The following is a 24198-nucleotide window of genomic DNA, read 5'->3' as shown; positions in this document are numbered from 1 at the left end:
CGCCCGGCGGGCATGCGGGCCGGCGCCGCCCGGCGGGTGTGCGGGCCGGCGCCGTCCGGCGGGTGTGCGGGCCGGGCGCGGGGGCGGGCAGGATGGCGGGCATGACCAACGCAGCCCTGTTCCGCTCCCTGCACGACCCCGCCGACCCGCTCGTGCTCGTCAACGCCTGGGACGCCGCCTCGGCGCGGGTCGTCGCCGCCGCCGGCGCCCGGGCGGTGGCGACCACGTCCGCCGGGGTCGCCTGGACGCTCGGCGTGCCCGACGGTGACGCGCTGACCCGCGACGCGATGCTCGCGCACCTGCGCCGGGTCGTCGCCGCGGTGGACGTGCCGGTGACCGCGGACGTCGAGTCGGGCTTCGGCGCCACCCCGGACGAGGTGGCGGAGACGCTGCGCGGGGTCGCGGACGCCGGCGCGGTCGGCGTGAACCTCGAGGACACCGTCCGCGGGGAGCGGCGCGGCCTGCGTGACGTGGCCGGCCAGGTGGCGCGGATCGCCGCCGCCCGGGCCGCCGCCCCCGACGTCTACATCAACGCCCGCATCGACACGTACCTCCACGGCACCGACGACCTCGAGCAGACGGTCGAACGGGCGAACGCCTATCTCGACGCCGGCGCGAGCGGGATCTTCGTGCCGGGCGTGGTGGACGCGGAGACCATCGGCAAGCTCGCCGCCGCGATCCCGGCGCCGCTGAACATCCTGGTCGGGCCGGGCGCGCCGGCGGTCGCGGAGCTCGGCGAGCTGGGCGTGGCGCGGGTCAGCCTCGGCTCGTGGGTGGCGGAGGCGGCGTACGCCGTCGCCCGTCGCGCCGCCGAGGAGGCGTTCACCGCCGGCACGTACACCAGCCTCGACGGCGCCATCGAATACTCGGAGCTCAACCGCCTGATGGGCTGACCAGCGCCGCGAGGATCTTCTCCAGCCGGCGCTGCCGGGTCGCGTCCGTCTTCGCACCGTCGAGGGCGAGCACGTGCTGGCGTTGGCCACTGTACGAAAGTGCCTCGAACCTCGCCTTCGCGGTCGGATCCCCGGCCAGGGCGGCGGCGAGATCGGCCGGCACCACGACGGTGCGGGGCGCGGTGTCCGGCTCCAGGTCGACGTCGATCTCGTCGCCGGCCTCGACGCCCGCCCCGGCGCGGACCTCGGCGGAGACGGGCACCATGAACTGCCCGTCGCGGACGGCGACGGTGCTGCGGTACGTGTAGCCGTTGATCGTGACGAGCACCTGGGGCTTCCTGCCCTGCCCGAACGACTCGACAACCTCGGCGGGGACCGTCATGCCCGTGGCGGTCCTCCCGCCGAGGACCAGCGTCGTGCGAAACCTCATGCCCTCATTGGAGCAGCTTCAGCGCCGTTCTGACCGGCAGGCGCTCGACGGTACGTTCGAACGACATCTCCCCGAGGCAGAACCGCTCGAACATCCGCCACCCCGGCGGGGTGCGCAGCATCGCGTGGAAGAGCCCGGGCCGGCGGCTGAACGTGTCCAGCAACCGCCGCCCGGCCGTCATCGCCGGGGCGAGCCGCTGCTCGACGGCGGTGACGTAGGCGTCGAGGTCACCGGCGGCGGCCGCCGCGCCGGCCAGGGCGCCGGAGCGCACGGCGAAGCTGATCCCTTCGCGGGTCCACGGCTCGAGCAGCCCGGCCGCGTCGCCGGCGACGAGGACGCGGCCGGTGCGCAGCGGGGACGTGGCGGTGCGGCAGCGGGTCAGGTGGCCGGAGTCGTGCACGGGCTCGATGCCGTCGAGGCCGAGCCGGGTCACGAAGTCGCGCAGGTACCGCTTGGTCCGCTCGCCCTGCCCGCGGGACGCGATCACGCCCACGGTGAGCAGGTCGTCCTTCGGGAACACCCACGCGTAGGAGCCGGGCAGCGGGCCCCAGTCGATCAGCAGCCGCCCCTTCCACTTCGCGGCGACGTCGGCGCTCACGGGCAGCTCCACCTCCAGGCCGAGGTCGACCTGGCCGTACTCGACGCCGGCGTGCCGCGCCGTGATCCCTGACGACCCGTCGGCGCCGATGGCGGTGCGGCCGGTGACGGCGGTGCCGTCGGCGAGCCGGACCACGACCGCGTCGCCGGTCTGTTCGAGGGACCGGGCCGCCGCCGACTGCCGCACGACCGCGCCGGCCTTCTCCGCGGCGAGCCGCAGCGCGTCGTCGAACCTGGGCCGGCGGACCATCTGCAGCAGCGGGCCGCGCCGCGCGGTCCGGGCGAACGCGCGCCGCCCGTCGTGGGTGAACTCGACCCGCGTGATGTGGTCGTCGGCGGGGATGTCGATGCGGTCCTCGACCGACTGAATGGTGAAGCCGATCAGCCCGCCACCGCAGGTCTTGTACCGGGGGTGCACCGCCTTCTCCAGGACGAGCGTCCGGGCGCCGGCGGTCGCCGCCGCGTGCGCCGCCGACAGCCCGGCGGGCCCGCCGCCGACGACAACCACGTCCCAGCTTTCTGCGCTGTTGGGTTCACTCACCCGAGCAGCCTAGAGGTCGGGGCTCACAGGTGAGATTGGCCTCGTGTGACGCAGACGTCATCCGAATGAGTGACCGATCTGTTTGACTGGCGGAATGTCGGCGATCGACCACCTCATCCACGCCAACGAGCAGTACGCGATCACGTTCCCCGGCCCCCGGCCGGTGCGTCCGAAGCTGCGGCTGACCGTCATCACCTGCATGGACTCGCGCCTGGACCTCTTCGGTGCGCTGGGCCTGGAGATCGGGGACGCGCACCTGATCCGCAACGCCGGCGGCCTGCCGACGGAGGAGGTGCTGCGCTCGCTCGCGATCAGCCAGCGCCGGCTCGGCACCCGCGAGGTCGTGCTGATCCACCACACCGAGTGCGGCATGCAGGACTTCGACGACGACGAGTTCCGCGCGACCCTCACCGCCGAGACGGGCCGGGCGCCGGGCTGGGACGTGCCCGGCTTCACCGACCTGCACGAGACGATGCGCTCCTCGATCGAGACGGTCCGCCAGTGCGCCTGGCTGCCGCACCGCGAGGACGTGCGCGGCTTCATCTTCGACGTCGCCAGCGCCAAGATCGAGGAAGTCCGCTGACTCCTGCGCGGTCCTACGTCGTGACGGGCGGCGGCCGCGGTGTCGGCCGCGCCGTCGCCGAACGGCTGCTCCGCGACCCCGGCACGACCGTCGTCGTGCTCGAACGCGACCCGGACGCCCTGACCTGGATCGCGCCGGACGGGCGGGTCGCGGGGGTCACCGGGGACGCCGGGGACGAGAACGTCACCGAGCGCGCCGCCGACCTCGCCGAGGCGCGGGGCCCGCTCGCGGGCTGGGTCAACAACGCCGCGGTCTTCCGCGACGCCTGGGTGGATGCCGTACCGGCCGGCGAGCTGCTCGCCCTGATCATGGCGAACCTCGCCCCCGCCGTGACGGGCAGCGCCACCGCCGTGCGGCGCTTCCGCGCGGCGGGCCACGGGGGCGCGATCGTCAACGTCTCCTCGCACCAGGCGCAGCGGGCCGTGCGCGGCGCCCTGCCGTACGCCACCGCCAAGGCCGCGATCGAGGGCCTGACCCGCGCCCTCGCCGTCGACCACGGCCCGCACGGCATCCGGGTCAACGCCGTCGCCCTCGGGTCGATCGGGACCGAACGATCGGCCGCCTTCCTGTCCGCCCGCCCACCGGACGAGGCCGCCCGCATCGTGGACCAGCTCGCCCACCTGCACCCGATCGGCCGCGCCGGCGACGCGGCCGAGGCCGCCGAGGCAATCGCGTTCCTGCTCTCACCTGCCGCGTCGTTCATCTCCGGGGCGGTCGTCCCGGTCGACGGCGGCCGCGCGGCCAGGGGCGACGACCCCGAGTCCCGCTGATACCGGTCGCTTTCGCGCCCTTGGGGTGCGTTCTTCGCGAGTGGGATGCAAACAGCAGGGGTTCCCGCGAGGGGGCAAGGGGCCGCACAGACGCCGGGTCATGTTGCACGATCGATCCCATGCGATACGGGGGGCGGCTGAACCGCATCGAGTTCACAGCGCTGATCGACCAGCGGGCGAACCGAATCCGTGCGAGCGCCGCCGCGCTGCCGCTGTACGGGATGGCGGGCTGGAGCGGCCCGTGCCGCATCGGCGCGTGGACCTGGGACGACGACCGGCTCGTGCACGCCGGCCTCACCTTCGGCGACCCGGCCGCGGGCGGCGGCTGGGTCGAGGTCGTGACCACCGCCGGCCCGCCCCTGCCGCTGCTCATCGACATGCGCGTCGCCGCCGTCATGCCCCAGCCCCCCGAGGACCGCAAGACGTACGAGCGCAACCTCCGTGCCGCGTCGACCCCCGCCCCGCACCGCGTGGGCATCACCGTCGACGGCGTGCCGAAACCCTTCCAGCGCTGGCCCGACCAGCAGGTCACCTCCGCGCAGCGGGGCTGGCTCGCGGTCCTCGACGAGGTGCCTGGCCTGCTGCTGCGCGTCTCCAACCTCGCCCCGGCGGAGATCAGGCTCGCCCGCGTCGGCGACCTGGAACCCCACCTGGTCGGCACGAGGACCCAGCTGCTCGCCGGCTACGACGACCACGCCGAGGACCCAGCGCCCACTTAACCCCCCGGCCCCGCGGGCTCGCTTTGGGGGGATCAGTACCGCGAGGCGAGCGCCTGCGCGAAGTTCACCCGTTGCAGCGCCTCCGCCGCGTGCTGCGGCGAGTACACGACCTCCCGCGCCATGTAGTGGAACTGCCCCGCCTGCACCGACACGATCATCGGCCCCGACATCGTGTACGTCTTCGCCGTCAGGAAGAACAGCCCGAACAGCAGGAACAGGCTCAACCCACACGTGAACGGCGCGAACACCACCCCCAGCACCGTGAACGTCACCCCCAGCGCGATCCCCCACCCCGCCGTCGTGACAACCGGCATCGGCTGCGAGATCACCATCCACCGGCTGCCCTGGATCGGCCACACCCCGACCGGCGTGTAGATCGCTTTGCCGTCGACCCGCACATCCCCGATCTGCACTTCCGGCCCGTTGTACGCGGGCACTTTCCCGCCACCGCCGCTGTAAGGGATGGGCAACGTCACGACAGCATTGTGCCGCCTCCCCCACCGCTCCGGGGACCCCCTAGCTGGTTCCATCCCGTCGGCTGAACAGTCGCCCCCAGCCGCCGCGCCTGACGGCGAGCCCGGTGAGGTCATCGGCGCCCGAGCCCGGGTGCGGCTGCTCGCGCCCCTGTCCCGGGACCCCGGCCACTCCCCCATCCAGCGCACGATTCGCCCCGCAGCGAGTACGACAATCCAGCGGTCAACTCCCCCGCCTTCAGCACACGATCGCCCCACAGCGCACGCAACACCCCTGAGGACCGCGGGCCTGGGCCTGGTCCTGGGCCGCACATACGACGCCACGGGAACCGCCTCGCATGACGCGACTGCGCCGGCACGGCCGGGCCGGTGACCTGCGGGGGGCTGGGCGGCCGACCTCACCCCTCCAAACAGCCGTAGCGCACCACTGCCGCCGGGGCCGCGCCGGGGCAAGCTCGCCGACTCCGACTCCGACTCCGGCCCCGACTACGACTCCCGACCCCGGCGCCCGACCCCGGCGCCCGACCCCGGACTCCGGACTCCAGCTCCGACGCCGGCTCCCGACTTCGACTCCGGCCCCGACTCCGGCCCTGACTCCGGCCCCGGCCTAGACCTAGACCGTGCCCGCCGATCCCCACCCCGCCGCGGTTTCAATGCTCGGCAAGGTGCTCCGCCAGCCGGTCGAAGAAGTGACGCCAGCCCGCCGCGGCGCCTGCGGCGTGCTCCGTGTCGGTGTTCACGCCCTGCTGGCGCATCGTCATCTCGGTGCAGCCGTCGCCGGTCGGCCTGAACATCACGCTGACGGTCGAGGCGACATCGCCGGTCGTGTTGTCGGGGTCGCCGGTCGTCATGACGAGCCGGGCGGGTGCGTCGAGCTCACGGTAGAACCCGCCGAGCGGATACTCGTTGCCGGCGTCGTCGAGCATGACGACCTGCCACGCGCCGCCCGGCCGGGTCTGCATGACGATGCGGTCCTCGGGCGTGGTGAACTCCCGCGGCCCGAACCACCGGCTGAAACCGGCCGGCGTCGTCCACGCCGTGTACACACGTTTCGGCTCTGCGGGGAGCCTGCGGGTGATCGAATACTCAACGGTGTTCACGGCGTGCTCCTTGCGAGAGTGGAGAGCCGGCATGTCGCCGGCTCTCCCGGTGCGATCAGGCGTAGACGGCGGCGAGCCACTCGGACCAGGTGCCCTCGGCGGTCGCCTGGTCGATGTCGGCGAAGATGTGATGGCCGGTGAGGATCATGCCGCCACCGCCCACGAACCGCAGCAGCGCGTCGTCGGTGCGCACGCCCAGGAACCCGGGCTCCAGGGCCACGTCGACCACGCCGACGATGTCCCGCCCGCCGACGGTGAACTGCGCCTTGTCGCCCTCGCTGACCGGCCCGGTCAGACCGACGGCGCCGACGATGCCGGCCCACGCCTGCTCCTGGTCGGACTGCTGCGGCCCGAACGCGGTGACCGGCACGGCGGTGCGACCCGGGAAGTGCACCAGGTACTGCTCGAGCGTGCGCAGGTAGAGCGGGTTGCCCTTGCGCAGCGCGTCATACTGCTCTTCCCAGTCGCCGGTCATGATGCCGCTGTGCACCAGCCGCAGTGTGGTGCTCCCGCCGTCGCGGCCCTCGACGAGATACTCGAACGCCATGAACGCGCCGTCCTCGGCGGGTGCGCCCTTGTACGCGAAGCGGTGCGGCGGCTCCCACGCGGTCACCGTCGACTCGGCGGTGAACCCGGGCATCGTCAACGTCCCGCGGCCGCCGACGCGGGGCTCGACCTCGGTCCTGCCCATGAACCAGGAGTCGATGCCGGGGCCGGTGGCGATCGCGTCCCAGACCTGCTCGGGCGTGGCCGCGATGTCGATGTCGTGGGTGAGCTCGAATTCGTGCGACATGTCAGGACTCCTCGGTCTGTGAGCGGTGCTGGCTTTCGATCTGGACGTCGATGTCGGCGTCGACGGCTGCCACGTCCATCGGACGGCCGCCTTCCGGACGCAGGCTCGGATGGATCGCGACGATGACCCGGTGGTCACGGCCGCCTTCGGCGTGCTCGTCGTGATACCGGCTCACCAGCGCGGCGACGGCCGCGGTCAGCTCCTGGGCGAACGCGGCCCGGTCGGCCGCGGAGGCGAACCGCACGTTGCCGTCGAGCGCGAAGGTGGCGACCGGCTTGCCCGCCCGGGCCGCCCCGGTGATGAGCGTGCCGACCTCCTTGACGAGCCGGGCCGCGACGGCGAGCAGCCATCGCGCCGACAGCCTGTCGGGCGACTTCGCCGGGTCGGGTGCCACGGCCGAGAGCGCCGTCGGCGAGATCACGAACGACGCGGCCGCGGCTCGCAGCACGCGCTCCGTGACGTTGCCCTTGCGGCGCTCCTCGACCAACTCGACGAGCCCGTGCGCTTCGAGCGTCTTGAGGTGGTAGTTCACTTTCTGCCGGGGTAGGCCGACGATCGCCGCGAGGCTGGTCGCCGAATGCGGCTCGACCAGCAGCGACAGCAGCCGCGCCCGGATCGGGTCCAGCGCCACCTCTGCCGCGCCGGCCTCCTCGATGACTCCCACTTCGAACATGCGAGAACCGTACCCGCCGACAATTCAAACTGTCAAGGCAAGAAAAATTGTCGGACCCCATCGCTACAGTGACCGCTGTGACATCGCAGGTGCGGGGACCGCGGGTCTCCACCATCGAGTTGTTCTTCGACCTTGTCTTCGTCTTCACCGTGATGCAGCTGGCCAACGTGTTCGTCAAGCACGTGGACGCGACCTACGCGCTCCGGGTGCTGCTGATGCTCGGCATCATCTGGTGGATGTACGGCGGCTACGCCTGGCTGACCAACGCGGTCGCGCCGAGCAGCACGCTGCGCCGCACACTCCTGCTCACCGGGATGGCCGGCTTCATGGTCATCGCCCTGTCCATCCCGTACGCGTTCGACGGCGACGGCTGGGCCTTCGGCGTGGGGTATGCCCTCGTCACCGTCGTCCACTCCGCACTGTTCCTGCAGGCCGACGACAACGCCTCGATCGGCACCGCGATCGCCGGGCTGGCCCCGATCAACGGCACCGCCGCCCTCCTGGTCCTCGCGGGCGGATTCCTCGGCGGCGCTTGGCAGTACGGGCTGTGGGCCGCGGCGCTCGTGCTGGTCGTCGCCGCGCCGTACCTGCAGCGCAGCATGGGAATCTGGACGATCGACGCGGCCCACTTCGCGGAACGGCACGGCCTGGTCGTCATCGTCGCCATCGGCGAGTCGGTCATCTCCATCGGCCTGGCCTTCGCCGGCATGCACATCGACCCGGCGGCGCTGCTCGTGGCGCTGCTCGGCCTCTGCATCGCGTACTACCTGTACTGGAACTACTTCTCCGGCGACGAGACCCGCGCCGAGCACGCGCTGCACGCCATCGCCAATCCCGCCCGCAAGGCCCGGGTCGCCGTTGTGGCGTGGGGCTACGCGCACTACTTCCTGATCGCCGGCATCGTGTTCACCGCGGTGGGGGTGAAGCTGTCGGTCGGGCACGCCTTCGAGCCGCTGCACTGGCCGAGCGCCATCGTCCTGAGCGTGGGTGTCGCCATGTTCCTGCTCGGCCACGCCTGGTTCTTGTCCATTCTGGAGGTGCCTGGAGCCTGGTACCGGGTGGCGGCGGCAGCCGGGGTCATGGCGACGGTCCCGTTAGGACACTGGCGGGCCGTCGCTCAGGTCACCGCGGTCCTGCTCGTGATGGCCGCCGCGGTGATCGCGAAGGACATCAAGACCGTCCGCGCCCAGCACACCACCGCCATCCACGACTTCGGCCGCTGACCGCCCCGTCCGCCGGCCCGCCCGCGCTGGCGACGGGCCGGCGGCCAGCCCGACGACATCGACCCAGCGACGGGCCGAGAGACATGACCCGACGGGAGGCAGACCACCGGGCAGGACCTGACGGGCGCCGGGCCAGCAGACAGGACCCGACCGAACGGCGGTGCAGCAGGCAGGAACCCGGTGGGCGGCGGGGCTGGCGGGCTGGACTCGGTGGGCGGGTCAGCGGGCAGGACCTGGCGGGCCGCGGCCGATCCGTCCGACATGTGTGGCGGTCGGGTCGGTTGGCGGGTGCGGCGGGTCGCTGACGCCGGATCGGGTGTGACGCCGGATCGGGTGTGACGCCGACGTTGAGCGTTCGCATTGGCGCACGAGCCGGGGCCAACCAGTTGGGTTCGGGCACGGGTGGGTCCGTGTCTTCCCGTGTGCAGTCGACGAGCCGGAAAGCAATGTGCGATCGGTGGGACCTGCGGGCAACCGACGAGGTCTTGTGAAGCGCCGACACGGTCAGCAGGGACAGGAGCGAGCACCACGGGATCGATGGTCGTGGAGAAGAAGCACAGGCGATCGACGGGGTGCAGGAGACGCGGGCGATCGGCCGGGGGGCAGGAACGAGGCGCGAGGGAATGGGGGCGATGGGGTGCAACGGCGGTTGAGGTAGTTGACGGCGTGGGTGGGGTTGTCCAGAGGTCCGGTGGGGGCGGGGTGTCTGGGGGTCAGGGGCGGGATTGGGGAAGCAGGCCGAGGGACATGGCGGTGGTGACGGCGGCGGTGCGGTCGTTGACGTCGAGCTTGTTGAAGGTGCGGAGCAGGTGGGTCTTGACGGTGGCCTCGGTGATGTGGAGGGTGCGGCCGATGTCGGCGTTGGTGGCGCCGGTGGCGACGAGGGAGAGGACCTGTAGCTCGCGGGTGGAGAGGATCGGGGGCTGGGGTGGGTTGCGGACCTGTTGGACGAGGCGGCCGGCGACGGACGGGGCCAGGACGGTCTCGCCGCGGGCGGCGGCGCGGATGGCGGTGGTGAGGTCGGTGCGGGAGGCGTCCTTGAGCAGGTAGCCGCTGGCTCCGGCTTCGACGGCGCGGAGGATGTCGGCGTCGGTGTCGTACGTGGTGAGGACGACGACGCGGGTCTGTGGCAGGGCGGCGAGGATGCGGTCGGTGGCGCCGGCGCCGTCGAGGCCCGGCATGCGCAGGTCCATGAGGATGACGTCGGGGCGGTGGGTGTGGGCGGCGGTGACGGCCTCGTCGCCGGAGCCGGCCTCGCCGACGACGGTCAGGTCGGGCTCGGACTCGAGCATGCCGCGCAGGCCGTCGCGGACGACGGGGTGGTCGTCGACCAGCAGGACGCGGATCATGACGGGCCCGTAAAGACCGTAGAAACCGAAGAGACGGCGGGAGGCATGGCATCGATCATTTCAGCTGGAGCCCGTGGCGATGGCCGTGCCGGGAGAGCAAAGAGGGTCATGACAGCTCGACCGTGATGGTGGTGCCGGCGCCCGGGCGGCTTTCGATGGTGCAGGTGCCGCCGGCGTCCTCGACCCGGGCGCGCATGCCGGCCAGGCCGTAACCGGCGGCCGGTGAACCCGGGACGCTGAATGCAATGGCGGAACCAGAAGCAGGAACAGTGAAGCCGGCCCCGTCGTCGGTGACGGTGAGGACGACCGAGGTGCCGGTGGTGGTGAGCCAGACGTCGACGGTGGTGGCGCCGGCATGCTTGCGGACGTTGGTCAGGGCCTCCTGCAGGGAGCGCAGCAGCACCACCTGCTGCGCGGTCGGCAGGTCGATGAGCGCTCCGTCGGGGGACGGCAGGTGGCAGGCGGTGCGGATGCCGGTCTCGGCCGCCAGGCGGGAGAGCTGGCGGCGGACCGCGGCGACGAGCCCCGCGGTGTGCAGGTCGGCGGGGCTGAGCGCGGCGACGAGGGCGCGCGCCTCCGCGAGGTTGTCGCGGGCGGTGCCGACCACCTGCTCGAGGCGCCGCGCGGTCTGCGCGGGGTCGGCGGCGGCCTGGGCGAGGGCGATGATGCTCGTGAAGCCCTGCGCGAGGGTGTCGTGGATCTCGGCGGCGAGGCGGGCCCGTTCGGTGAGGACGCCGGCCTCGTGGGAGAGGCGGGCGACCTCGGCGCGGCTCGCGGACAGTTCGGCGATCATCGCGGCGCGTTCCTCGTTCTGGTCGGTGAGGCGGGCGATGTACGTGCCGGCGACGATCGCGAACGCGAGGCCCAGCACGGTGAGCGGGATGAGGCCGTGCACCTTCGTCAGCGTCCCGTCGCGCAGCAGCGCGAGCGGCACGGGCACCAGGTCGAGGACGGCGACGACCAGGAGGGCGGGGCGCAGCGGGAGGGCGGCGAAGACCATCGCGCCCCACGCGAAGAGCGCGAACGACGCCGTGTGGTCGAGCCAGACCGCGGTGAGGTGCAGCGCCGACAGGACGGCCACGAACAGGGCCGCGGGCAGGGAGCACAGCCGGTGCGCCACGGACCACGCGAGGCACCCCACCAGCAGGAGCGACGCGGACACCGAGCCGGGGGCCCGGTCGGCCAGCATGAAGCCGACGACCGAGCCCACGACCACGACGTACAGCACGTCCCACAGGCCGAAGGTCACGGGCGCGACCAGCGGAACGTCAGCAGGCTCAGCGCCAGCCCGAGCACGCACCACGCCCCCAGGACCAGGGCGGTCCGGCCGGGCTCCCATGAACCTGCCACCTCCTGCGCGGCGAGGGCGTCGGGCAGGAACACCGAGCGGAATCCCTGACCCATCCATTTGACGGGGAACAGCGCCGAGACGTTGACCATCGCCGAGGGCAGCGCGGCGATGTGGACGAAGATGCCGGACGTGAACTGCAGGACCAGGACGGGCAGGTTGAGCACCGCCGGGGCGCTGCGGGCCGAGCGGGCCAGCGACGACGCGGCGATGCCCAGCAGGGTACAGGCGACCACCGACAGAACCAGGAGCCAGCCGAACGTCAGCCAGCGCGCACCCGAGGCAGGAAGCGGCAGGTCGAAGAGCAGCACGCCGACCAGCAGGAGCAGCAGCACCTCGAACAGCGCGGCGAAGAAGACCAGCACGATCTTGCCGATGAAGTAGGCGCCGGCGGTGACGGGCGTGCCGCGCAGGCGTTTGAGGGTGCCGTCCTCGCGGTCGACGGCGATGCCGACGCCCATGGAGATGAACGCGGTGGACAGGATGCCGTACGCGATCATGCCGGCGGCGAACACCTGGCTGTGCGTGGTCGGGGACCCCGGCGAGACGGGCGTGTCGAAGATGAGCCCGAGCAGGATCGTGAGCAGCGCCGGGAACGCGAACGTGAAGATGACCGCGTCCTTCTGCCGGATCAGCTGGAGGACCTCGACGAAGCCTCGGGATCGGCCCATGGCGAGCGTGGACGGCATGGTCATGACCGGGCTCCGATGAGGTCGAGGTAGACGTCTTCCAGGCTGGGGCGGCGGACCTGGAGGTCGAGGGCGTCGGGCGGCAGCGCGGCGACGACGCTGCTGGGCGAGTCGGTGCGCACCTCGTGCAGGCCGGTGCCGTCGCGCCAGGTGACGGTGGCCTGCGCCGAAGCCAGTCCGCCCACAGTGGACGGTGTACCGGCGGCCACGATCCGGCCGCCGGCGATGATGGCCAGCCGGTCGGCGAGCGCCGCGGCCTCTTCGAGGTAGTGGGTGGTGAGCAGGACCGTGGTCCCGTCGGCGGCGAGGGAGCGGATCAGCGCCCAGAACTGCCGCCGCGCCTCGGGGTCGAAGCCGGTCGTCGGCTCGTCGAGGAAGACCAGGTCCGGGTTGCCGATGATGCCGAGCGCGACGTCGACGCGGCGCCGCTGCCCGCCGGACAGCGTCCGCACCCGGGCGCCGGCCTTGCCCGAGAGGCCCACGAGGGCGAGCACCTCGGCGGGGTCCCGGGGAGACGGGTAGAAGCGCGAGTAGTGCCGGACGGTCTCGCGAACCGTGAGGTCGGCGGCGTCGGTGGCGGTCTGGAGCACGATCCCGATCCGGGACCGCCACCGGCGGCCGGCGGAGCACGGGTCCTCGCCCAGCACCCGTACGTCACCGGAATCGCGGCGACGGTGGCCTTCGAGGATCTCGACGGTGGTGCTCTTGCCCGCTCCGTTGGGCCCGAGCAGGGCGAAGATCTCCCCGGGCCCGACGGAGAGGGAGATCCCGTCGACGGCCGGGTTGCCCCCGTACGCCTTGCGCAGCCCGTGCACTTCGATCGGTGTCATGAGGACATCGAAACGCGTACACACCCCGCCGCGGGACGACCGGAGGACTGAAGCCGGCTGTCAACCGGTCGGTGGACAGGCGCCGAGCCGGAGGACCTGGGCGGGTAGGTCCTCCGGCTCGGCAGGGGGATAAAGCGCTACAGGTTCGTCACGTAGATGATCTGGTTGGCCGTGTTGGCCGGACCACCCGTGTTGTTGATGACGTGGTTGATCGTGCCGACGCCGCCGAGCGAGACGCTGACCATGTTGCGCAGCGCGACGCCCGCCTTGACCGGGACCTCGAAGGACCGTTCGCCGACGACGGCGGGGTTGACGTTGAAGTAGCAGTAGCTGCCCAGCCCGTACGCCTCGTGCGTGGTGACGGCGTCGGCGACCTTGTAGGCGGCCCAGCCCCGGGTGGAGCCGTTCATCCAGGCGGCCTGGTTCGGCGGGTCGTAGGGCATCTCGTTCTGGAAGAAGTACGTGCGGCCGCCGTTGCCGTTCCAGATGACCTGGTACTGCTGGTAGTGCTCGACGAACAGCCCGTACATCGTGACGTTGTTGCCGTTGACGACCATGCCGTTCTGGCCGGTGTTGACGTTCCAGCCGTAGGTGCCGGCGTTGCCGTGGTCGGCGCGCCAGATCCACATGTGGTCGCCGATCACGTTGCTGCTGTTGACCTGCAGGCTGACGGTGGCCTTGCCGACGTGGGCGCCGCCGACGCGGAAGTACACGTCGTGCAGCGACGTCGGGTTCGCGGCGTGCGAGGCCGAGGAGCCGGCCGGGCCGAGCTCGACGAGGGTCGGCGAGTTGACCGTGCCGGCGTCGATGAGCAGGCCGGCGAGCTTGACGCCGTCGACGTCGGCGACCTTGATCGCGGTGACGCCGTTGTCCGGCACGAACGTGGCGAGGCCGAGGCCGAGGACGACCGTGTTCGGGTTGTTCACCTGCAGCGGCGCGTTGAGGTGGTAGACGCCGGGCGTGACGAGCAGGTGCCGGCCGGCGGCGAGCGCCGCGTTGATCTGCGCGGCGGTGTGCCCGGGGCGGACGATGAAGAACTGGTCGAGGGAGATCGACGAGCCCGCCGGGGTCTTGCCGAACCAGCTGGTGCCGGTCGTGTTGCTCTGCAGCGCCGGGACGAACACCCGATAGGTGCCGGTGCCGTCGATGTACAGGAACGGCTTCTCCCGCTGCAGCGGCGTCTGGTTGATCACCGTGTGCGACGGGTTCGGGAAGTTCGGCGGCGGGGCGCCCTGCACGCCCTGGAAGACCATGTTCCACACGGAACCGGCCCAGCTGCCGAGCTCGCTGTTGCGGGTGTACCACTGCTGCTGCGAGCCGGACACGACGCGCCCGTCGACCTTCGTGTCGGCCATGAGGCCGCCGGAGGACCAGCCGTCGCCGCCGTTCCAGAGCTGGATCTCGTTGTTGCCGCCGCGCAGGTGCATGCGGCGGTACTGCACGGCCTGCGAGACGGCCCAGCGCTCGACCTGCACGCCGTTGCCGGTGTTCGGCAGGGTCACGGACAGGTTCTCCGCGCCGCGCCAGAAGTTCTGGGTGGCGTTGCCGCCGAACCAGGTGGCCTCGGCCCGGACGTGGCCGTTGATGTTGACGTCGTCGGGCGAGAACCCGAGGCCGGCGACCTGGGTGTAGAAGCCGACGTTGGCGTCGATGGTGTGGTTGCCGGGCTTGAACAGCACCGCGTAGCGCTCGGTGCCGAACTGGTTGGTCTCCTGGCCGGCGAAGATCTGGTTGAGCCGGGCCTGCGCGGCGGCCTGCTGCGACGGGTCGAAGACGGAGACGTTGGGGCCGAAGTTGGGGTTCTTCGGGTCGGGCGTCTCGATCGGCCCGCTGCTCGTGGGACCGCTGCTCGACGGGTTGGCGCCGCCCAGTACGTACACCTCGAACTCCCACAGCGAGACGCCCCACTGCGTGGCCTTGGCGGTGGCGTTGACCCGAACATAGCGGCCGGTGCCGGTCACGTCGATCGTCTGGACCCCGCCGGTGCCGGTGGTGGTCGAGTGGATCGTGGTCCAGACGGCGTTGTCGCTGGAGACCTGGATCTGGAAGGCGTTGGCGTACGCGGCCTCCCAGCGCAGGACCACCCGGCAGAGCTGGTACGACGCGCCGAGGTCGACGGTGATCCACTGCGGGACGGAGGCGGCGCTGGCCCAGCGGGTGCCGGTGTTGCCGTCGACGGCGGCGCTGGCGGGCGTGCCGGCGTTCTCGGTCGAGGAGGCGGTGACCGGGCGCGTGATCGCGCGGTTCGTCGGGCCGCAGGTCTGGCCGGTCGGCGAGGTCTCGCCGTACACCTGGAACTCCCACAGCGAGTAGCCGTAGGCGGTGTTGCGCTGGGTGCCGTACATCCGCACGTAGCGTCCGGTGCCGGTGACGTTCAGCGTCTGGGTGCCGCCGGCGCCGGTGGTGGTGCTGTAGACCTGCGTCCAGGTCGCGGCGTCGTTGGAGATCTGGATCTGGAACGCCTTGCCGGACGCGGCCTCCCAGTTGAGCACGACCTGCGACAGCGCGGCGGGCGCGCCGAGGTCGACCTGGATCCACTGGGGGTCGGCGAAGGCGCTGGCCCAGCGGGTGCCGGTGTTGCCGTCGGTGGCGGCGGTCGCCGGCGTGCCGGCGTTCTCGCTGGACGAGGCGGTGGTGGGCTTGCCCTGCGACAGCAGGGTCGGCGCGGCGCTCGCGTTGGGCAGCGCGATGGCGGCGACGGCGGTGGAGAGCATCAGGGTGGCGGCGCCACCGAGGAGCCAGCGGCGCAGACCGTTGCGCCGCGGCGGCGCATCAGCGGGCGCATGCGCCGCGGGATAACGCGACAAACGCGGAAATTTCATGATCCTGCCTGTCAGTCGGGGGACGTGGCGGGGCCGTGAGCTGGGCGGACGGAACCGTGAGCGGCGACCTGTCGAGGCAAGGCGGTGCGTCGACAGTGATCGACATCTTCATGCCGAAAGCCGCATATGAGAGAGCGCTCTCTCAGAACCACGAGTGTTACGCCGAGGTTGCACCGGCGTCAAGACATACTTCGATCGCGACGTAAACAATCCCGTTTTGTCCGATTCCACGGACCGCCGGAACCGCCTCCCGACCTTGACGTCCAGGTGACGCACCACTTTAATGACGACATTATTTAAGTCCCGACAGAAACCAACTGGTCGCGGCAACACCCCGTTCGGCTGGGACCAGCACCACCTTCACCCCCCTGTCGAGCGTGCGACCGTCACGCCGCAGTCCCAACCCCTGCGGTCGCTTCGGCACGCCGGTCGGCACCCATCGAAAGGGCAGACACGTGCCGAGACGAAGGCTCGCGTTACTGATGGCGGCCGCCCTCCTGACCGGTTCGCTCGCCGCGTGCGGCGACCCCGTGGCGGACGCCAAGACCCTGACCTACTGGGCGAGCAACCAGGGCAGCAGCCTCGAGTTCGACAAGCAGACCCTCGCCCCCGTCCTGGAGCGCTTCGAGCAGCAGACCGGCATCCACGTCAAGGTCGAGGTCGTGCCGTGGTCGGACCTGCTCAACCGGCTCCTGGCGGCGGCGACGTCGGGTCGCGGCCCGGACGTGGTCAACATCGGCAACACGTGGTCGGCGTCGCTGCAGGCGACGAACGCGCTGATCTCGTTCGACGCGGCGGCGTTCGACCGGATCGGCGGCCGGGACCGGTTCGTGCCGGCGGCCCTCGCCTCGGCGGGCGCACCGGGCAAGGCACCGGCGGCGGTCCCGCTGTACTCGCTGTCGTACGCGCTCTACTACAACAAGCAGATGTTCGCCGACGCGGGCATCAGCAAGCCCCCGGCGACGTGGGAGGAGCTCGTCGAGGTCGGCAAGCGCCTCACCAACGGCAAGCAGTGGGGCCTGGCGGTCGAGGGCGCGAACCTGTCGGAGAACGCGCACCACGCGTTCACGTTCAGCCAGCAGTACGGCGGCGAGTGGTTCGACCTGAGCGGCAAGCCGACGTTCGACACGGACCAGAACGTCAAGGCGATCAAGCGGTACATCGACCTCATGGCCGTCGACAAGATCGTCAACCCGAGCAACGCCGAGTACACGAAGAACGAGTCGCTGTCCGACTTCGCCAACCGCAAGGCGGCGATGCTGCTGTGGCAGGCGGCCGGTTCCGCGTTCCAGGCGCAGGGCATGCGCCCCGAGGAGTACGGCATCGCACACGTGCCGTTCCCGGCGAACCCGCCCGCCGGCGGCCGGAAGGTCAACAGCATGGTCGCCGGGATCAACATCGCGGTGTTCCGGCACAGCAGGAACCTGGAGGGCGCGATGGAGTTCGTGAAGTTCATGACCAGCGACGACGAGCAGGTCGCCCTCAACAAGGTGTACGGGTCGCTGCCGTCGGTCAAGGGCGCGCTCACGAACCCGGCGTTCCAGGCGCCGGAGCAGAAGATCCTCGCCGAGGTGCTCGCCTCGACCGCGTCGCCGCTGCCGCAGGTGACGACGGAGAGCCAGTTCGAGACCCTCGTCGGCGCGGTGATGAAGGAGCAGTTCGCCAACGCGGCGAACAACAAACCGATCACCGAGGCCGCCATCCGGGCGAAGCTGAAGGCCGTCGAGCAACGGATGAAGGCATGACCGCCGGCCACCCGCAGCGGCGGGTCACACCGATGCAGTCGGCCCGGGGGTCGGCGACCGTCCCCGTCCGCCGGCCCATGCACGCCGCACCGGACGTGCGGCAGCACCGTGGCTCCGCCCCCAACGCCGCGCCGCGAAGGGCGAGCACCCCGCAGCAGCGCCGCCGGCGCCGGCTGCGGTCCAAGTACCTGCCGTACATGCTGGTCCTGCCGGCCGCGTTCCTGGAGATCGCGATCCACGTCGTGCCGATGCTCGTCGGCGTGTGGATGAGCCTCCTGGAGCTGACCCAGTTCCACATCCAGGACTGGTCGACGGCGCCGTTCGTCGGGTTCGGCAACTACAGCGCGACCCTCGACGTCAACAGCGAGACCGGCAAGGCGCTGCTGCACTCGTTCGGCATCACCGTGCTGTACACGACGCTGTCGGTGGCGATCTCGTGGCTGTTCGGCCTGTCGGCGGCGGTGTTCCTGCAGCGGCCGTTCCGCGGCCGGGCGCTGCTGCGCACGCTGTTCCTCACCCCGTACGCGCTGCCCGTCTACGCGGCGGTCATCACCTGGGGGTTCCTGTTCCAACGGGACACGGGCCTGGTCAACCACGTGCTCGTCGACCAGCTCGGGCTCGTCGACGGGGAGCGGCCGTTCTGGCTCATCGGCGAGAACAGCTTCTGGGCGCTGCTGGTCGTGTCGGTGTGGCGGACGTGGCCGTTCGCGCTGCTGTGCATCACCGCCGGCCTGCAGAACGTGCCGACGGAGATGTACGAGGCGGCCGCGATCGACGGCGCCGGGTTCTGGCGGCGGATCACCTCGGTGACGCTGCCGTCGCTGCGGCCGATCAACCAGGTGCTGCTGCTGGTGCTGTTCCTGTGGACGTTCAACGACTTCAACACCCCGTACGTGCTGTTCGGCGGCTCCGCGCCGCCGGAGGCGGATCTCATCTCGATCCACATCTACAACAGCTCGTTCAGCACCTGGGACTTCGGCACGGGCTCGGCGATGTCGGTGGCGCTGCTGCTGTTCCTGCTGCTGGTCACGGCCGTCTACCTGTTGATCACGAACCGCAGGAGGATCCATGCGTGAGGGCCGGGGCGAGCGGATCGCCCGCTGGATCGTGCTGACCTTCCTGGCCGCGTTCGTGCTGACGCCGCTGTACGTGATGGTGAGCTCGGCGTTGAAGCCGCTGCAGGACGTGCAGGACTACTTCACCTGGTTCCCCTCGACGCTGACGTTCCAGGCGTTCGTCGACATGTGGAGCACCGTCCCGCTCGGCAACTACCTGCTCAACAGCGTGATCGTGGCGTCGGTCGCGGCGGTGTTCTCGGTGGTGATCGCGGTCTTCGCGGCGTTCGCGATCAGCCGGTACCGCTTCCGCGGCCGGGGCCTGTTCTCCGTCGCGGTCCTGTCGACGCAGATGTTCCCCGGCATCCTGTTCCTGCTGCCGCTGTTCCTCATCTACGTGAACCTCGGCACGGCCGGCGGCGTCGACCTGTACCAGACCCGCCTGGGCCTGGTCATCACGTACCTGACGTTCTCGCTGCCGTTCTCGATCTGGATGCTGGCCGGCTACTTCGACTCGATCCCCCGCGGCCTCGACGAGGCCGCGCAGGTCGACGGCGCCGGGTCGATGCGCACCCTGTTCACCGTCATCCTGCCGACCGCGGTGCCGGGGATCGTCGCGGTGACCGTCTACGCGTTCATGACGGCGTGGGGCGAGGTCCTGTTCGCGTCGATCATGACGGACCAGGACAGCCGCACCCTCGCGGTCGGCCTGCAGGCCTACTCCACGCAGTTCCAGGTCTACTGGAACCAGGTGATGGCCGCGTCGCTGGTCGTCAGCGTCCCGGTCGTCGCCGGGTTCCTGGCGCTGCAACGGTACTTCGTGGCCGGCCTCACCGCCGGCGCGGTCAAGTAGGGCACCGCGCCGGCGGCACGGTCACGCGAGCCGCCGGCGCGTGTCGAGCAAGGCGCAAGCAACCCCCGTCCTCAACCACCAAGAGGAGAACCGTCCCGTGCTGGATCTGTCCAACCTCCCACCGAACTTCATCTGGGGGTCCGCGACCGCGGCGTACCAGATCGAGGGCGCCGTCTCCGAAGACGGCCGTGGACCGTCCATCTGGGACACCTTCAGCCATGCGCCGGGCAACGTCGACAACGGCGACACCGGCGACGTGGCCTGCGACCACTACCACCGCTGGCCGGAGGACATCGCGCTGATGCGCCGGCTGGGCCTGGCGGCGTACCGCTTCTCGGTGGCGTGGCCGCGGGTCCTCCCGGCCGGGACGGGCCCGGTGAACGAGGCCGGCCTGGACTTCTACGACCGGCTCGTCGACGGGCTGCTCGAGGCGGGCATCCGGCCGTTCGCGACGCTGTACCACTGGGACCTGCCGCAGGCGCTGCAGGACCTGGGCGGCTGGCCGGAGCGGGCGACGGCGGAGGCGTTCGCGGACTACGCGGCGGTCGTCGCGGGCCGGCTCGGCGACCGGGTCGCGGACTGGAACACGGTCAACGAGCCGCTGTGCGTCTGCTGGATCGGGCACCTCGAGGGCCGGATGGCGCCGGGCGAGCGGGACCTGACCCGGGCGGTCCGCGCGTCGCACCACGTGCTGCTCGGCCACGGCCTGGTCAACCAGGCGATCCGCGCGTCGGCGCAGCTGCCGCCGGCGGTCGGGATCGTGCTGAACCTGAGCCCGACGGAGCCCGGCAGCGACCGGCCGGAGGACGTGGCGGCGGCGCGGCGCGCCGACGGGCACATCAACCGCTGGTGGCTGGACCCGCTGCACGGCCTCGGCTACCCGGCGGACATGCTCGACACGTACCGGGTGGAGGTGCCGGTCCGCGACGGCGACCTGGAGCTGATCGCGGCGCCGACGGAGTTCCTCGGCATCAACTACTACTTCCGCCAGGTCATCGTCGACGACCCGGACTCCCGCGCGCCGTTCGTCCGGCAGATCCCGGTGCCGGGCTCGATCGAGACGGCGATGCCGTGGGAGGTCTACGCGAAGGGGCTGGAGGACATCCTGGTGCGGGTCGCCGAGACGTACCGCCCGCGCAGCATCCTCGTGACGGAGAACGGCTCCGCGTGGGCGGACACGGTCGAGCCGAACGGCGACATCCAGGACAAGGAGCGCGTCGACTACCTGGAGCAGCACCTGGACGCGGTCCGCAACGCGGTCGTCCGGGGCGCGCCGGTCGACGGCTACTTCGCCTGGTCGCTGCTGGACAACTTCGAGTGGGCGTACGGCTACGACAAGCGCTTCGGGCTCGTCCGGGTCGACTACGACACGCAGGAGCGCACGATCAAGGCGAGCGGCCACCGGTACGCGGAGCTGATCCGGAGCCACCGGGCCACTCATCAGGCGGCGCACGATCCGGTGATTTAGGGTCGAATGTGGCGCTGCCGGGTATGGAACACGGCAGCGCCACGCCACCTGCGACCGAGGAGACGTGATCATGAGCTCTGAAACCGCGAGCTGGGACCCGGCACCGGACGAGGAAGGCCAGCTGTCGGCCCAGGACACCCTGTCGGACCGCGGCCTGGACGACGCCCTCGACGAGGGGTATTCACCGCCGGAGAAGCCGCTCGGGTTGAACGCGTTCGGGGTCACCCAGGCCGAGGCGCAGCGGGGCGAGTCCTGGGACCGCCGCCTCCGGCAGGAGGAGCCGGACCCGGTGGCCCGGCCCGACCTCGACGACTACGGCACGACGACCGAGTCCGGCGAGTTCTTCGACGCGGGCGAGGTCGGCGACCGGCGGGCCGGGCGGCTCGTCGCCCCCGACGAGGGCTGGGGCGAGGACGAGGAGAAGGACGAGATCGGCTCCGACGTGGGCATCGACGGCGGCGCGGCGTCGGCCGAGGAGGCCGCCATGCACATCATCGAGACCGACCTGCGCTGACGCCGTACCGTGGCGGCGAAATAACCAAGAGCGACCATCGCCACCGCGCCCGGCCACAGCACATACCACGTGGTGAGGGCGAGCAGCCCGATCACGCACAGCAGCGCCACGACCGCGACGCGCCGGGACCAGCTCCCGGCCGGCAGCAGCTTCACGGCGGCCGCCGTCCCCAGGACGTACACGACGACGAACGACGCGGTCGTGGCCAGCAGCAGCGGCTTCGAGCCGACGCCCAGCGGCCCCGCGACCGCGAGGCACGCGCCCGCGAGCCCGGCGACCACGGCCAGTGACCGGCGGGGCACCTCCCCCGCGCCCGCGCCCTTGGCGAGCCACGCGGGCATCGCCCTGTCGCGGCCGAGGGCGGCGCCGAGCTTGGCGGCGCCCGCGAAGTAGGCGTTGACGGCGCCGGCGGTGAGCAGCAGCGCGACGACCGCAGTGAGGATCTTCACATCGCGGCCGAGGCCGATGGTGAGCAGCTCGGCGAGCGGTGCGGCCACGGTGCCTGCGCGCGGGCCGAGGACCAGCTGGCTGGTGGCGGCGACGAGCAGGTAGAGCACGCCGACGACGGCGACGGCGATCCAGGTGGCGCGGGGCACGTCGCGGCGCGGGTGGCGGTAGTCGGCGGCGAGCGACGTGAGCGCCTCCCAGCCGGCGAACCCCCAGACGAGCACGGCCATCGCGGGCCCGATCGCGAGCCAGCCGTGCGGGGCGAAGGGCCGCAGGTTGGCCAGGTCGGCGTGCGGCAGCGCGGTGCCGACGGCGAGCAGCAGCAGCGCGGCGAGGACGCCGGCCAGCCACAGCTGCGCCTTGCCGGACACCTTCACGCCGCCGAAGTTCAGCCCGGCGACGACGACGATGAGGGCTCCGGCCGTGAGCAGCGTCGTACGGTGGCCGCCGCCGACGACCGCGGTGACGTAGGCGGCGCCGAAGCCCGCGGCGGGCAGGAACCCGACGGGGACGGCGGCGTAGAAGATCCACCCGACGACGGCGGCGGCGCGCGGGCCGAACGCCGCGCCGACGTACGTGGAGACCCCGCCCGCGTCCGGGTATCTGGCGCCGAGCGCGGCGAACGTGGCCGCCAGGGGCGCGGACAGCACGACGAGGGCGAGCCACGCGACGAGCGAGGCGGGGCCGGCGACCTGGGCGCCGAGGGCGGGCAGGGCGATCACGCCGGTGCCGAGGACGGCGCCGACGGACAGGGCCGCGCCTTGCTTGACGGTGAGCATACGATCGACGCTAGGCCCGGGTTTGGCCCGGTAGAAGTACCAATCTTCGACTACCTGGAGTGGGCCAAGTTGGATCTGCACATCACCCTCGGCGGCCGGGGTGACCAGGCGACCCGCATCTACCGGCAGGTCCGCGACGCGATCCTCGACGGGCGGCTGCGCGCCGGCGAGCGGGTCCCGCCGAGCCGGGAGCTGGCGCGGGACCTGGCGGTGTCGCGCAACACGGTCGCCGCCGCCTACGACCGCCTCGTCGGCGACGGGTTCCTGGCGGGCCGGGCGGGCGCGGGCACGTTCGTGGCGATGCCGCCACCGGCGTCCGGGTCGCGCCGCGCCCCGGTCGGCGCGCTGCGCCCGTCGCCGCGCTTCGCCTTCCCCGAGCGGCCTTCCGTCGCTCCGGCGCGGTACGACCTGCGGGCCGGCCACCCGGACGGCGCCCTGTTCCCCCTCGCCACGTGGCGGCGCCTGCTGACCCGGTCGCTCAGCGCGTCACCCGACTACGGCGAACCGGCCGGCCTGCCCGCGCTGCGGGCCGCGATCGCGCGGTCGGTGGGGCTGTCCCGGTCGGTGCGCGCGGCACCGGAGGACGTGCTCGTCACCAACGGCGCCCAGCAGGGCCTCGACCTCGTCGGGCGGGTCCTGATCGAGCCGGGCACGGTCGTCGCCGTCGAGGAGCCCGGCTACCCACCCGCCCGCCAGGCCTTCGAGTCGCTCGGCGCCCGCGTCGTGCCCGTCCCCGTCGACGGGTCGGGCCTGGTCGTCGACGCGCTCCCGAGGTCGGCGCGGCTGGTGTACGTCACACCCTCCCACCAGTACCCGCTCGGCGTCCCGATGACGATGCCGCGGCGGTCCGCGCTGCTCGGCTGGGCCGAACGGCACGGCGCGGCGATCGTCGAGGACGACTACGACAGCGAGTTCCGCTACTCCGACCGGCCCCCTTTCGCGGTGCTGGAGCCGCTGCAGAGCCTCGACCGGACGGGCCGGGTCGTCTACGTCGGCTCGTTCGCCAAGACGCTCCTGCCCGCGCTGCGCCTCGGGTTCCTGGTCGCACCCGCGTCGCTGCGGCCCGCGCTCGTCGCGGCGAAGCGCCTCACCGACTGGCACGCCGAGCCCGCCGCGCAGGCCGCGCTCGCCTCGTTCATCGACGACGGGCAGCTGCGGCGGCACGTGCGGTCGGTGACGCGGGTGTACGCCGCCCGCCACAACCTCGTGACCGCCGCGGCGCGCGGGGTGCTCGCCGACCGGTTCACGCTCGTGCCGTCGTCGGCGGGCCTGCACGTGACGCTCCTCGCCGCCCCGCACGTCGACGTGCCGGGGGTCGTCGCGCGGCTGCGGTCCGCGGACGTGGCGGTCGAGCGGCTCGCCGGCTTCTTCCTCGAGCCCGCACCGGTGGACGGGCTCGTCGTGGGGTTCGGCATGATCGGCGCCGACGACCTGCCCGTCGCCCTCGACCTGCTCGACCGATGCTCCTCTGACCGGCCGACAGACCTGTAGCGGCGGCTCCGCT

22 protein-coding genes and 1 pseudogene are annotated in these 24198 nt (G+C 71.9%); 11 read left to right on the top strand and 12 right to left on the bottom strand.

The window, feature by feature from the left end:
* The first annotated feature begins 101 nt into the window (after positions 1-101).
* Positions 102-893 (top strand): isocitrate lyase/phosphoenolpyruvate mutase family protein, encoded by a 792-nt coding sequence (locus tag AB0J72_RS38275; RefSeq protein WP_363407984.1) that lies wholly within the window; start codon positions 102-104, stop codon positions 891-893.
* Here AB0J72_RS38275 and AB0J72_RS38270 read toward each other — a convergent pair.
* Positions 874-1323: a YdeI/OmpD-associated family protein gene (locus AB0J72_RS38270; protein WP_363407981.1), complete on the bottom strand. Its 450-nt coding sequence runs from the start codon at positions 1321-1323 to the stop codon at positions 874-876. The genes AB0J72_RS38275 and AB0J72_RS38270 overlap by 20 nt on opposite strands.
* A gap of 4 nt (positions 1324-1327) precedes the next feature.
* Positions 1328-2461, bottom strand: a complete 1134-nt coding sequence (locus tag AB0J72_RS38265; RefSeq protein WP_363407978.1) for a geranylgeranyl reductase family protein — start codon at positions 2459-2461, stop codon at positions 1328-1330.
* 94 nt (positions 2462-2555) lie between these two features.
* Here AB0J72_RS38265 and AB0J72_RS38260 point away from each other — a divergent pair, with 94 nt between their 5' ends.
* The 3 genes from AB0J72_RS38260 to AB0J72_RS38250 all read left to right on the top strand — a co-directional run bounded on the left by AB0J72_RS38260 (position 2556) and on the right by AB0J72_RS38250 (position 4533).
* Positions 2556-3044, top strand: a complete 489-nt coding sequence (locus AB0J72_RS38260; RefSeq protein ID WP_344504002.1) for a carbonic anhydrase — start codon at positions 2556-2558, stop codon at positions 3042-3044.
* Between the two features lie 20 nt (positions 3045-3064).
* Positions 3065-3814, top strand: coding sequence for an SDR family oxidoreductase (locus AB0J72_RS38255; protein ID WP_363407975.1), 750 nt, complete (start codon positions 3065-3067; stop codon positions 3812-3814).
* A 119-nt stretch (positions 3815-3933) separates the two neighbouring features.
* Entirely contained in the window at positions 3934-4533 is a 600-nt protein-coding gene (locus AB0J72_RS38250; RefSeq protein ID WP_363407972.1) for a hypothetical protein, read from the top strand.
* Between the two features lie 32 nt (positions 4534-4565).
* On the opposite strand, the gene AB0J72_RS38245 is transcribed toward AB0J72_RS38250, so the two are convergent.
* From AB0J72_RS38245 to AB0J72_RS38230, 4 genes are all read right to left on the bottom strand, one after another.
* Positions 4566-5009, bottom strand: a complete 444-nt coding sequence (locus tag AB0J72_RS38245; protein ID WP_363407969.1) for a hypothetical protein — start codon at positions 5007-5009, stop codon at positions 4566-4568.
* 647 nt (positions 5010-5656) lie between these two features.
* Positions 5657-6106 carry an SRPBCC domain-containing protein gene (locus tag AB0J72_RS38240; protein ID WP_363407966.1) on the bottom strand — a complete coding sequence of 150 codons (450 nt, stop codon included), beginning with the start codon at positions 6104-6106 and terminating at the stop codon, positions 5657-5659.
* A gap of 55 nt (positions 6107-6161) precedes the next feature.
* Entirely contained in the window at positions 6162-6899 is a 738-nt protein-coding gene (locus AB0J72_RS38235) for an SRPBCC domain-containing protein (RefSeq protein WP_363407964.1), read from the bottom strand.
* Between the two features lies 1 nt (position 6900).
* Positions 6901-7572, bottom strand: coding sequence for a helix-turn-helix domain-containing protein (locus tag AB0J72_RS38230; protein WP_363407961.1), 672 nt, complete (start codon positions 7570-7572; stop codon positions 6901-6903).
* A 77-nt stretch (positions 7573-7649) separates the two neighbouring features.
* Between AB0J72_RS38230 and AB0J72_RS38225 the strand changes: the two genes are divergently transcribed.
* A complete protein-coding gene (locus AB0J72_RS38225; protein ID WP_363407958.1) occupies positions 7650-8795 on the top strand; it encodes a low temperature requirement protein A in 1146 nt (381 codons plus the stop codon).
* Between the two features lie 713 nt (positions 8796-9508).
* Here AB0J72_RS38225 and AB0J72_RS38220 read toward each other — a convergent pair.
* The 5 genes from AB0J72_RS38220 to AB0J72_RS38200 all read right to left on the bottom strand — a co-directional run bounded on the left by AB0J72_RS38220 (position 9509) and on the right by AB0J72_RS38200 (position 15725).
* A complete protein-coding gene (locus tag AB0J72_RS38220; RefSeq protein WP_363407955.1) occupies positions 9509-10144 on the bottom strand; it encodes a response regulator transcription factor in 636 nt (211 codons plus the stop codon).
* 106 nt (positions 10145-10250) lie between these two features.
* Positions 10251-11393 carry a sensor histidine kinase gene (locus AB0J72_RS38215; protein ID WP_363407952.1) on the bottom strand — a complete coding sequence of 381 codons (1143 nt, stop codon included), beginning with the start codon at positions 11391-11393 and terminating at the stop codon, positions 10251-10253.
* On the bottom strand, positions 11390-12181 hold the full coding sequence (locus AB0J72_RS38210; RefSeq protein ID WP_363408014.1) for an ABC transporter permease: 792 nt from the start codon (positions 12179-12181) through the stop codon (positions 11390-11392). The genes AB0J72_RS38215 and AB0J72_RS38210 overlap by 4 nt, the downstream gene beginning before the upstream one ends.
* Before the next feature lie 2 nt (positions 12182-12183).
* On the bottom strand, positions 12184-13011 hold the full coding sequence (locus AB0J72_RS38205; RefSeq protein ID WP_363407949.1) for an ABC transporter ATP-binding protein: 828 nt from the start codon (positions 13009-13011) through the stop codon (positions 12184-12186).
* Between the two features lie 137 nt (positions 13012-13148).
* Positions 13149-15725, bottom strand: coding sequence for a discoidin domain-containing protein (locus AB0J72_RS38200; RefSeq protein ID WP_363408011.1), 2577 nt, complete (start codon positions 15723-15725; stop codon positions 13149-13151).
* A gap of 563 nt (positions 15726-16288) precedes the next feature.
* Between AB0J72_RS38200 and AB0J72_RS38195 the strand changes: the two genes are divergently transcribed.
* The 5 genes from AB0J72_RS38195 to AB0J72_RS38175 all read left to right on the top strand — a co-directional run bounded on the left by AB0J72_RS38195 (position 16289) and on the right by AB0J72_RS38175 (position 21468).
* Complete coding sequence (locus AB0J72_RS38195) at positions 16289-17578, top strand: sugar ABC transporter substrate-binding protein (protein WP_363407946.1); 1290 nt, start codon at positions 16289-16291, stop codon at positions 17576-17578.
* Positions 17575-18654 carry a sugar ABC transporter permease gene (locus AB0J72_RS38190; protein ID WP_363407943.1) on the top strand — a complete coding sequence of 360 codons (1080 nt, stop codon included), beginning with the start codon at positions 17575-17577 and terminating at the stop codon, positions 18652-18654. Before AB0J72_RS38195 ends, AB0J72_RS38190 begins: the two co-directional genes overlap by 4 nt.
* Positions 18647-19486, top strand: coding sequence for a carbohydrate ABC transporter permease (locus AB0J72_RS38185; protein WP_363407940.1), 840 nt, complete (start codon positions 18647-18649; stop codon positions 19484-19486). Before AB0J72_RS38190 ends, AB0J72_RS38185 begins: the two co-directional genes overlap by 8 nt.
* 97 nt (positions 19487-19583) lie before the next feature.
* On the top strand, positions 19584-20954 hold the full coding sequence (locus AB0J72_RS38180; RefSeq protein WP_363407937.1) for a GH1 family beta-glucosidase: 1371 nt from the start codon (positions 19584-19586) through the stop codon (positions 20952-20954).
* A gap of 70 nt (positions 20955-21024) precedes the next feature.
* A complete protein-coding gene (locus AB0J72_RS38175) occupies positions 21025-21468 on the top strand; it encodes a DUF5709 domain-containing protein (protein WP_363407934.1) in 444 nt (147 codons plus the stop codon).
* A 20-nt stretch (positions 21469-21488) separates the two neighbouring features.
* Here AB0J72_RS38175 and AB0J72_RS38170 read toward each other — a convergent pair.
* Positions 21489-22694, bottom strand: a pseudogene (locus AB0J72_RS38170) (amino acid permease); the annotation flags it as partial.
* A gap of 69 nt (positions 22695-22763) precedes the next feature.
* Between AB0J72_RS38170 and AB0J72_RS38165 the strand changes: the two are divergent.
* Entirely contained in the window at positions 22764-24185 is a 1422-nt protein-coding gene (locus AB0J72_RS38165; RefSeq protein ID WP_363407931.1) for a PLP-dependent aminotransferase family protein, read from the top strand.
* Positions 24186-24198 lie beyond the last annotated feature (13 nt).

The organism is Dactylosporangium sp. NPDC049742 (assembly GCF_040674675.1).
In the GTDB taxonomy this organism is placed as follows: Bacteria; Actinomycetota; Actinomycetes; order Mycobacteriales; family Micromonosporaceae; genus Dactylosporangium; species Dactylosporangium maewongense.
This window is presented reverse-complemented; position numbering and strand designations above follow the sequence as displayed.